This is a genomic window from Desulfocurvus sp. DL1XJH-121 (assembly GCF_054819825.1).
In genome coordinates this window covers 104,832-114,600 of record NZ_JBTVWW010000013.1, presented here as the reverse complement: position 1 = coordinate 114,600, position 9,769 = coordinate 104,832, and the positions used below count along the sequence as shown (strand labels likewise).

The following is a 9,769-nucleotide window of genomic DNA, read 5'->3' as shown; positions in this document are numbered from 1 at the left end:
GAAAAGGCGGCCGAGGCGGCCGCCTAGAAATCACCCCGCCAGGGGCGGCAGTGTCAGGTGAATACTATCTCTGTACACTCTGTACATACTATCTCTGTACAAGATGTGGCTTCATTCTAATAGCTTGTTACACAACCAGTTAAAGCGCACAACATCAATTAATCATATCTGTTCAAAAAATATTAATTTGAACCAAAATAAATACTTTTTGCTCGTTTCGTTATCTTACTTTTCATGACACCATCCGCTTGCCCCTTCTCAACCAAGTCATTTTCCTGCAATTTTGCAGTTCGCTTTCCGACCATTTGATATGTTGTATCAATTAACTGTGATATTTCACTGGCTTTCATGCTTTTATTCTCAGAATTAAGGACATCCAATATATCCAGTTCAACAGCTTCAAGCATCGATGCATTATCTACAGCCATAAGATCTTCAATGTACTCGTCTGCCAAGTTGACAATATTGCAATGGCCAGACTTACATTCCGGACAAATCCACCCAAACATATCAAAAGCATCTTTTTTGTCCATGGAAAACGATTGATGGCATGCGGAGCACCTAATTGTCTGCGTTGACGCTAAAAACTGATGAATCACACTGTTATAAGCAAAACACCTTTGAACAAAATAACTCCTATCGTCACGACGCCCCTTTGGGTATCCCCAAGGAATACGTTCAGATTCCGTCAATCCATAATATAAAGCAAACACAGATACATCGTTACCAGACTTATCTCGCATTTCGTGATATTTTGTTAACAGGAAGTTCAGCTCAAGGGGGGCCAGCATATATTCCAAACTTTTATATACTGAAAAATGGCTTGCAGGAGCATTCGATATTCCCTCAAAATATGATCCTCCAATTTCACCTATTGAAATTTTTCTCCTCACATTTTTTGCCTCATTTACGAGCTGACTAAACAGCACCAGCTGATTATGTCTATCGATCTTTGCCGCAAACGGTTCAAGAACAAATCTATTTTTAATGTCAAAATAAGGCCTCAACACGTCTTCATAATATTTTTGAGCAGCAAGTCGAATCGATGCAACAGTTATTTTCTCACCATAAGAGACCTTATCCTTATAACAATAGCTCAATATATAACCAATTATCCTAGGAACATTAAACGACGCCTCAAAAATCGACCTCATATATTCGTCGATTGATGTTTTTTCGTCAAACACGTCATTAAATTCTATACCAAAAGACTTAAATCGGTGCAAGATAAGCCTGTTCGTATAATCAACTGACCGCTTCTCCATTTCTTGAACAGTGTGAGCTTTATACAAATCATAAAAATCCAATTTAACTGTTTCAATTTTTCCAGGATCTATCGACCCATAATACACCATCCCGGGATATGCTGCTATTTTTAACTTGATTGTTTCATCACTTGAATTATTCAATGGAGACAATATAGTATCAACAAAAAGCTTCTGACTCGCCCATGGAATCTCAGAGAAATCATCAAAGAATATAACGACCCTGCTCATACTAAGCTCACCAAGAATTTGTTTCACCTGGTCAATCAGCTCTGAATACGGAAAAGACTGTATTATTGCACTTGAATATTTTTCATAAAAAGCATCATCATTGATCATTTCCTCAAAATGCTCAACACTCACACTCAAACTAACAGATGGACTTACAGGTGATAAAGTAGTCCCGCAGCCAATAGCTCCACCTCCTGAATCTTTTTCTGATCTTCTTGACAACGACTTTTCATCTATTGATTGTAATATTGGTATTATTGTCTTTGTTAAATATCCATCATTCACTTTGGCAACAATCTTCAAAAGTGAATCTTTAGCTTCGTCAATTTGTTTATTTTTCCCCATCCACCTTTCATAAAATCTTGGCTTTCCGACAATGCCACCCAACTCCTTAATTATCTCAGCCAATATAGCATTTAGAAATGATTTTTTAAGTAAATGAGATTGCAGTATAGCGCCATCAATTTCGACACCCTCTATGCTTTTCGCCGGGACATCTTCAGCAGAAACAAGACCATGTAACGCTTTTACATCTATATATATAGATATAATATCATTATTTTTTCTTATCGCGGACTGAGCTTTTGCAAATATTGTGCTTTTACCTGTACCTTTCCTGCCCATCAAAATAGTCGTATTGGAAGATAAAACTGTATTTAAAATAGCATTGTCTGGCAAAGGATCCACATATAATGCGTCAATGGATCTGCTCCCAATCTCTTGATCAAAATCTTTTAGCTCTGCCCGTCGATATTGCCGCAGGGACTCTGTCAGCCTAAGGAATTTATTTTTCATATCTCCTCCAATATATTCATTAATAAAATCTTACCCAATCATCCACAACTTGTCCAGATTACTCCACGAAACAAAAAAGCTGGCCGTCAAACTCGACAACCAGCCTTAGTTTTCCCAAACGAGGACAGATCAAAACATTACTCTTCCCACATTTCCTCGGCCCTGCGCGCGGCTTCGCGTTCCTGGCGGGCGGCTTCCTGTTTGCGTTCGCGGGTGCCGAGGTTCTTGCTCGCCGGATCAAGCGGTTCCTGCTGGCGGGCGAAGATCAGAAAACCCGTGTGGGCCACCATGCGGTCGGCCGGGCGCAGGCGGTCGGGTACGGGCTTCCAGCGGCGGATGAGGATTTCCAAGACCTCGATGTCGTCGAACGGAGCGGTCTCCAGGGCCTCCAGGAGCTGGCTGACCTGGTTGACCACCGGTGCCAGGAAGCAGACCGGCGCGCCCGGGCGCACGGCCTTGGCCACGGTGTGCACGTGGTTCCAAGGGTCGCGCACGTCCAGGAACAGCGCGTCCACGTCGTCCTGCTTGAAGCCGTCGGCCACGTCGCCCTCGAACTGCTCCACGTTGGCCCCCAGGCCGCAGCGGTTCAAATTCTGGCGCGCCAGCTTCATGAACTCGGGCCTGCGCTCGTAGGTGTAGACCCGCCCGGTCTCGCCCACGGCGTGGGACAGGGCCACGGTGAGCCCGCCCGAGCCGCCGCCCGCCTCGATGATGCGCGAGCCCGAGCCGATGCCCAGCTTGACCAGGATGTAGCCGATCTCCTTGGGATACAGGATCTGCGTCTGGCGCTTGATGCCGTATTTGATGAGATCGCAGGTGGTGGGCCGCACCACGCGGAAGCTTTGGCCCAGGTGCGTAACGGCCAGTCCCCCGTAGCCCGCCTCGGCCACATCGGTCATCTTGAGCACGCCCTCGTTGCAGTGCAACTCGTCCTCGGGATCGAAAACCCGAACGTAGCGCTTGCCCTTCGGGCTGATGAGCATTACCAATTGTCCTTGTTTCGGCATACGTCCTCCGGGGGCGTGGGTAGGTCTTTGCGCACGCGGCGTCAAGCCCCTGTCCCCGGGGAGGTAAATGGTTTACAAGGAACAGGCAACAGTGGAGTACAAATACGTCTTCGGCCCCGTACGCTCGGGCAGGCTCGGCCTGTCCCTGGGGCTGGACCTTCTGGGCGACGCGGTGTGCTCCCTGGACTGCGTGTACTGCGAGGTGGGGCGCACCACCCGCCTGACCGCCGAGCGCGCCGCATACGTGCCCGCGCGGGCGATCCTCGAAGAGCTGGAACACTGGAAGAGGCAGGCCGCGCGCCTGCCGGACTACGTGACCCTGGGCGGGCTGGGCGAGCCCTGCCTGAACAGCGAAATGGGCGAGGTCATCGCCGGGGCCCGGCGCATCCTGCCGGGCACGCCCGTGGCGGTCCTGACCAACTCCACCCTGCTCACGGACCCCGAGGTGCGGCGCGAACTGGCCCTGGCCGACGCGGTCCTGCCCTCGGTGGACACGCTGGTCGAGGACGAAATGCGCCGCCTGAACCGGCCCTGCCGGGGGGTGGACGTGGGCGGCGTGCGCCGGGGGCTCCTGGCGTTCGCGAAAGAATTTAACGGCAGCATCTTCCTGGAAGTGCTGCTGGTGGCGGGCATCAACGACAGCGCCGAAAACCTGGCCCAGATCACGGACTTCGTCCGCGAAATCGGGCCCGCGCGCGTGGACGTCGTGACCATGACCCGCCCGGGCACCCTGGCCACGGCGGCCCCGGTGCCCCCAGAGACCCTGGCCCGCTGGCGCGAGGCCCTGGGCGCGGCCGAGAAGCCGCAGAAAGACAAGAGCGTGTCCCGCACGGGCGGGACAAGGCATATTCCAAGGGACGCCGCTTCCGACCCCGGGGCCGACAAGGCCGCCGCCGGGCGGGAAGCGGTGGACGCCGCAAGACAACAGGTGGCCGCCTCCATCACGCGCAGGCCCCAGACCGTATCCCAGCTGGCCGACGCCCTGGGCCTCCGCGAGGAGACCGTGCGCCGGACCCTGGACGGGCTGGACGCGCAGGGAGGCCTGACCTCGTTCACCAGCGACGGAGAGACCTTCTTCGCGCTGCGCGAGGACAGGAGCTGACGCCCCAGGGGACCACATCCCCGGGAAGGCAGCCCCGGCCCCCGGCCCGCCTTGCGGCCGGTTCCTAACTTTTTGACAACAGAGGTACATGCATGCCGAGCAAGAAGAACCGGCAGAAGATGTTTATCAGCATCCTGCCCGGCGAACAGGTGGAGACGGCCATCACCATGGATGGCAAGATCCAGGAATACTACGTGGAGATGCTCCACCAGGCGAAGACCAAAGGCAACATCTACAAGGGCACCATCAACAACATCGATCCCAACCTGCAGGCCGCCTTCGTGAACTACGGGGCCGAGCGCAACGGGTTCCTGCAGATCGACGAGGTGCACCCGGAATACTATCTCGACTCCAACGCCCCCAAGAAGGGCTTCAAGTACCCGCCAATCCAGAAGGTCTTGAAGACCGGCCAGGAGGTGCTGGTGCAGGTGGTCAAGGAGCCCACGGGCAAGAAGGGCGCCTTCGTGACCACCTTCCTGTCCCTGCCGGGGCGCTATTTCGTGCTCACCATCGGCCGCGAGCAGGTGGGCATCTCGCGCAAGATCGAGGACGACAAGGAGCGCGAGAAGCTCAAAAGCGTTGTCGAGGACCCGAACCTGGGCCAGGGCATCGGCGTCATCGTGCGCACGGCGGCCTTGGGCGTATCCAAGACCATGCTCTCCAAGGACCTGAAATTTTTGAAGCGCCTCTGGGCGGACGTGCGCAAGAAGGCCGTGTCCAAGAAGGCGCCCATGATGGCCTACCAGGAGATGGACCTGGCCTCGCGCGCCATCCGCGACTACATGAACAGCGACACCGCCGAGATCTGGGTGGACCACAAGGACACCTCGGAAATCCTCAAGGAAATGGTCTCCCTGGTCTTCCCGAGGCGGCCCAGCTTGGTGAAGCTGCACGCCGACCCGGACAAGAACCTCTGGGAGCGCTTCGGCCTGGACAAGCAGATCGAGTCCATCTACGGCCGCGAGGTGGAGCTGCCCAGCGGCGGGCGGCTGGTGTTCGACGCCACCGAGGCGCTCACCGCCGTGGACATCAACTCCGGCCGCATCGCGGGCAAGAAGAACTTCCGCGACATGGCGCTGAAGACCAACATGGAGGCCGCCGAGGAGATCGCGCGCCAGCTCATCCTGCGCGACATCGGCGGGCAGGTGGTCATCGACTTCATCGAGATGAAGGACAAGAACCACGTGCGCGATGTGGAAAAGACCCTGCGCACCGCCGTGAAGAACGACCGCGCACGCACGGACGTGGGGCGCATGTCGCGCTTCGGCCTGTTGGAGATGGTGCGCCAGCGCCTGGGCTCCTCGGCCCTGGCCGTGTCCACGGAGCCCTGTCCCTGCTGCGGGGGCACGGGCATGCGCCGCAACATGGAGTGGCAGGCCCTGCAGGCGCTGAAATCCATCGATCGTCTGCTCAGGCGCAGGCAGAACGGCGACCCCGTGCGCTACGCCTGCGGCCCGGAGCTTCTGGCCTACATGGCCAATCACAAGCGTGAGCAACTCTCCCTCATGGAGGAAGACTTCAACGCCAAGATCGTCCTGGCCCCCGAGTAGGGAACCGGGGGGCCGGGGGCCGACGCCATGCCCAGAATCCTTCTGCATATCTGCTGCGGACCGTGCGCCATCACGCCGGTCCGCAGCCTCATGGACCAGGGGTTCGAGATCACGGGCCTGTACCTGAACCCCAACATCCACCCGCTGCAAGAATATCTGCGCCGCCGCGACGGGCTGGCGCAGGTGGCCGCGCGCCTAGGCTTCAACGTGCTCTACAAGGACGAGGACTACCACCCGCGCGACTGGTTCCGGGCCGTGGCCCATCGCGAGGACAACCGCTGCTTCCACTGCTACGCCATGCGCCTGGAGCGCACGGCCTCCATCGCCAAGCGCGGCGGGTTCGACTGCTTTTCCACCACCCTGCTCTACTCCAAGTTCCAGAAGCACGAGATGATCGCGGGCCTGGGCCGCGACCTGGCCGGGGGCGGCAAATGCGCCTTCCACTACCAGGACTTCCGCGAGGGCTGGAAGGAGGGCATCGAGACCTCCAAGGGCTGGGGCATCTATCGCCAGCAATACTGCGGCTGCCTGTACAGCGAGAACGAGCGCTACGCCGGGGATCTCAGGAAGCCGCCCCTGGCCGGGCAGGACGCGGACCACCCCGCCGGGGAACCGGATGCTTGACCAGACCATGTACCTGGCCGGGCTGGCCCTGGGCGCGGACAACACGCCCCTGGTCATGCACCTCGTGGCCGCCCTGGTCCCGGCGGTGTTCATCGGCTGGGCCGCCATCAAGGGCAACAACAAGTTCCTGGCCACCGTCGGCTTCGTAAGCCTCAACGCCATGGTCTTTTGCGGCGCGGGCTGGTTCACGGACGGGGGCTACAACTACTGGCTCTACTCCCTGTGCCGCCCGCTCCACGACGCCGGACTCACGGCCATGGCCTCCCCCACGTTCTTCGACAGCGTCATGCTCTACCTGATCCCGGGCCTGATCCACGGCCTGGGCGCGCCCCTCGTCGGCGCGGCGGCCCTGGCCGTGGCGCGCTCGGCGCGCAGGGGGCGCTAAGGCCCGGACGCGCAAAAGGCCGGAGGCTCGCGCCCCCGGCCCTGCGTCGGCCGACGCGCCGCACCCCCCGCGCGGCGTCCGGCCCGTCTGGCGTCCCGTCTAGGCCGGAGTGTACACGTAGGTCATGGACATGGCCGAGAGCTTCTTCTGCACGATCTTGCCCTTGGACTCGGCCAGCATGCGCAACATCTCCTTCTCCCCGAAGACCAGGGCGTCGGTCATGCAGACCTCCACGCACACGGGCTGCTTGCCCGCCACCACGCGGTCATGGCAGAGGTCGCACTTGTGGGCCTTGCCCAGCACCGCGTCGAACTGGATGACCCCGTAGGGGCAGGCCGGGACGCAACTGCCCTTGCCCACGCACTTCTCCGCGTCGATGAGCACGATGCCGTTGGACGGGTCCTTGGTGATGGCCCCGGCCTCGCAGGCCTTGACGCACGCGGCGTTCTTGCAATGCTGGCAGGGCACCACCCAGAAGTCCTGCTTCGGGTTGGGGTAGACGCCCGTACACTCGGTCTCCACGCGGATGTAATAGGGAATCTGCCCGGGGAGGCACTTCTCGTGGTCCACTATCTTGTGGGCGTTTCGGCACGCGACCACGCAGGTCTTGCAGCCGATGCACCTGTCCATGTCGATCATCAATCCAAGCTGTTTCATGGCCGCTCCCTCCTACTTGGTTACGCGCACGCGGGTGGAGACATGCGCCTCGCCGCCCACCAGGTCCTGCCAATCCAGGTGCGAGCCCGCGTCCGGGATCAGCTCGTTGTCGCAGTACCCCGCTCCCGCGCCCACGCGGCCCACCGTGGCCCCGAAGCCGTGCATGATGCCGACGCAGTCGGGCCGGATGTGCTCCGAGAGCTTCACGGGCATGCGCAGCGTGCCCGTGCGGGAGGCGACCGTGACCATATCGCCGTCCTTGAGGCCCAGCCTCTCCCCGGCCGCGGTGTTCATGACCACCGGATTCTCCCCCAGCCCGGACATGGGGTCTCGCAGCTGGGCGTTGTTCACGGACCAGGGCCCCGTGCCGTTGATGTGGATGCGGCGGTAGCTGATCATGATGAAGGGATAGTCCTGGACGTCCGCCTCGTATTCCGGGGCCAGGATGTCCCTGGGCAGCCCCCGGCCCTCGGCCTCCTCCAGGTCGTCCCAGAACAGGTGCACCTTGCCCGTGGGCGTGCCGAAGCCGCCGTCGCGGTACTTGTAAAAGCCCATGGCGCCGGGCGACCACACGCAGCCCATGTCCTGGAGCTTCTTCACCGACAGGCCGAGCCCCTTGAGCTGGATGTCGTAGTATTCGAGGTCGTCCTTGAACTGGAAGTATTCCGGGAACATGCGTTTGCCCAGCTCGATGAACACGCGGTTGGAATGCCGGGCCTCGCCCACGGGCTCCACCACGGGCTGGCGCAGGCACACGCCGTGGCCGAAGTTGTACCACCAGGGCATGTACAGGATTTCCCAGCGCTCGAAGTGGGTCTGGTCCGGGAGCACCAGGTCCGCGAAGCGCCCGGTGTCCGAGAGCATGATGTCCGTGCTCACCAGGAACTCCAGTTTGTACTCGCCGTTCTCGTCCTTCATGCACACGGCGTCCTGCCAGACCTTGTTGCCCATCTCCGTAAGGGCCGGGTTGGCCTCGGTGACCATGAGGATCTTGAGGGAGTCCTCCTTGATGGCCTGGGCCTCGAACCAGGTGGGCTCCAGGATGAACTGGTAGTTCTTGAAGGCGTCCGCGCTGGCGCCCGTGCGGTGGAAGCCCTTCTCGCCGAGCGGCGCGGGGCCGGGAGGCGCGGGCAGCACCGGAGACAGGGGCGTCAGTTCGGGGATGGGCTGGCCGCCGGGGTTGTCCAGGTTGCCGGTGATGGCCAGGAAGATGGCCCAGGCGTGGCCGAAGTCCAGGGCCTGGCCGAGCATGATGGACTTGAACCCGTCCACGCCCACGGCCGGGGCCTCGGCGCACAGGCGCGCCAGCTTGCGGATGTCGTCCGCCGGGATGTCGCAGATGGGGCTCATGGCCTCGGGGGTCTTGGTCTTGGCCCACTGGCGGACCTTGTCGAAATCGCCCTCGCGCACCCACTCGTCCACGAACTTCTTGTCCCAGAGCCCCTCCTCGATGATCACGTTGATCATGCCCATGAACAGGGCCGTGTCGCCCGACGGGCGGATGGGAATCCACCAGTCGGCCTTGGCCGCGTCGGGGCTGAAGATGGGGTCTACCACGATGAGCTTGGCCCCGCGCTCCTTGGCGTCCAGGATGTGCTTGGGCACCACGGCGTCGTCCAAGCAGCCGAAGGCGTGCCGCCCGGCCAGGAGCATGATGCCGCCCCTGGGCATGGTGTGCCACGCCGGGGGGATGTGGTGGTTGGGGATGCCGCCCCAGCACTTGATCTGGGACACGATCTTGGCCGAGTCGCAGTGCGGCAGGCCCGTGTTGATGTACCCGCCGAAGGCGTTGAGGAAATGCCACTTGGGGTCCGTGAGGGAATGGGGGAAGAAGCTGTAGGTCAGCTTGTGGGCCTCGCCTCGGTCGTAGAGGCCGCGCAGCTTCTCCTCCATGAGGTCCAGGGCCTCGTCCCAGGAGATGCGCTCGAACTTGCCCTCCCCGCGCTCGCCCACGCGCTTCAGCGGATGGGTCAGGCGGTCCTCGGCGTACTGCAGCGTGACGCCGGCCATGCCCTTGACGCAGGCCTTGCCGAACTTGTCCGGATTCCCCCGGACCTCGGTGACCTTGCCGTTCTCGATTTTCGCCAAAATGGCGCATTCAGCCTTGCATTGGTAGCATACCGTAGGAACCCAGCCGTTTTTCATCATAGTCC

The 9,769-nt window shown here is 59.4% G+C and carries 8 protein-coding genes; 4 read left to right on the top strand and 4 right to left on the bottom strand.

The genetic code is table 11. The annotated features are described in order from the left end of the window. Nucleotides 1–182 precede the first annotated feature (182 nt). Nucleotides 183–2,291 carry a hypothetical protein gene (locus tag ACYYG1_RS10840; protein ID WP_461210325.1) on the bottom strand — a complete coding sequence of 703 codons (2,109 nt, stop codon included), beginning with the start codon at nt 2,289–2,291 and terminating at the stop codon, nt 183–185. A 137-nt stretch (nt 2,292–2,428) separates the two neighbouring features. Beyond that, the gene (locus ACYYG1_RS10835; protein ID WP_461210324.1) at nt 2,429–3,298 is read right to left on the bottom strand and encodes a tRNA (adenine-N1)-methyltransferase; all 870 of its coding nucleotides are present in this window, start codon (nt 3,296–3,298) and stop codon (nt 2,429–2,431) included. 67 nt (nt 3,299–3,365) lie between these two features. Here ACYYG1_RS10835 and ACYYG1_RS10830 point away from each other — a divergent pair, with 67 nt between their 5' ends. From ACYYG1_RS10830 to ACYYG1_RS10815, 4 genes are all read left to right on the top strand, one after another. Then, the gene (locus ACYYG1_RS10830; protein ID WP_461210323.1) at nt 3,366–4,400 is read left to right on the top strand and encodes a radical SAM protein; all 1,035 of its coding nucleotides are present in this window, start codon (nt 3,366–3,368) and stop codon (nt 4,398–4,400) included. A 92-nt stretch (nt 4,401–4,492) separates the two neighbouring features. After that, a complete protein-coding gene (locus ACYYG1_RS10825; protein WP_461210322.1) occupies nt 4,493–5,950 on the top strand; it encodes an Rne/Rng family ribonuclease in 1,458 nt (485 codons plus the stop codon). A gap of 27 nt (nt 5,951–5,977) precedes the next feature. Beyond that, a complete protein-coding gene (locus tag ACYYG1_RS10820) occupies nt 5,978–6,574 on the top strand; it encodes an epoxyqueuosine reductase QueH (protein WP_461210321.1) in 597 nt (198 codons plus the stop codon). Further along, a complete protein-coding gene (locus tag ACYYG1_RS10815; RefSeq protein WP_461210320.1) occupies nt 6,567–6,959 on the top strand; it encodes a hypothetical protein in 393 nt (130 codons plus the stop codon). The genes ACYYG1_RS10820 and ACYYG1_RS10815 overlap by 8 nt, the downstream gene beginning before the upstream one ends. 99 nt (nt 6,960–7,058) lie before the next feature. On the opposite strand, the gene ACYYG1_RS10810 is transcribed toward ACYYG1_RS10815, so the two are convergent. After that, complete coding sequence (locus ACYYG1_RS10810; RefSeq protein ID WP_461210319.1) at nt 7,059–7,616, bottom strand: 4Fe-4S dicluster domain-containing protein; 558 nt, start codon at nt 7,614–7,616, stop codon at nt 7,059–7,061. A 12-nt stretch (nt 7,617–7,628) separates the two neighbouring features. Next, a complete protein-coding gene (locus ACYYG1_RS10805; RefSeq protein WP_461210327.1) occupies nt 7,629–9,761 on the bottom strand; it encodes a molybdopterin-containing oxidoreductase family protein in 2,133 nt (710 codons plus the stop codon). Between the last annotated feature and the right edge of the window lie 8 nt (nt 9,762–9,769).

Excerpts from the sequence above, each read along its gene's own strand:
- ACYYG1_RS10810 (WP_461210319.1), bottom strand. The coding sequence starts at position 7,616 with ATGAAACAGCTTGGATTGATGATCGACATGGACAGGTGCATCGGCTGC.
- ACYYG1_RS10805 (WP_461210327.1), bottom strand. The coding sequence starts at position 9,761 with ATGAAAAACGGCTGGGTTCCTACGGTATGCTACCAATGCAAGGCTGAA.
- ACYYG1_RS10825 (WP_461210322.1), top strand. The coding sequence starts at position 4,493 with ATGCCGAGCAAGAAGAACCGGCAGAAGATGTTTATCAGCATCCTGCCC.
- ACYYG1_RS10820 (WP_461210321.1), top strand. The coding sequence starts at position 5,978 with ATGCCCAGAATCCTTCTGCATATCTGCTGCGGACCGTGCGCCATCACG.
- ACYYG1_RS10815 (WP_461210320.1), top strand. The coding sequence starts at position 6,567 with ATGCTTGACCAGACCATGTACCTGGCCGGGCTGGCCCTGGGCGCGGAC.
- ACYYG1_RS10840 (WP_461210325.1), bottom strand. The coding sequence starts at position 2,291 with ATGAAAAATAAATTCCTTAGGCTGACAGAGTCCCTGCGGCAATATCGA.
- ACYYG1_RS10835 (WP_461210324.1), bottom strand. The coding sequence starts at position 3,298 with ATGCCGAAACAAGGACAATTGGTAATGCTCATCAGCCCGAAGGGCAAG.
- ACYYG1_RS10830 (WP_461210323.1), top strand. The coding sequence starts at position 3,366 with ATGGTTTACAAGGAACAGGCAACAGTGGAGTACAAATACGTCTTCGGC.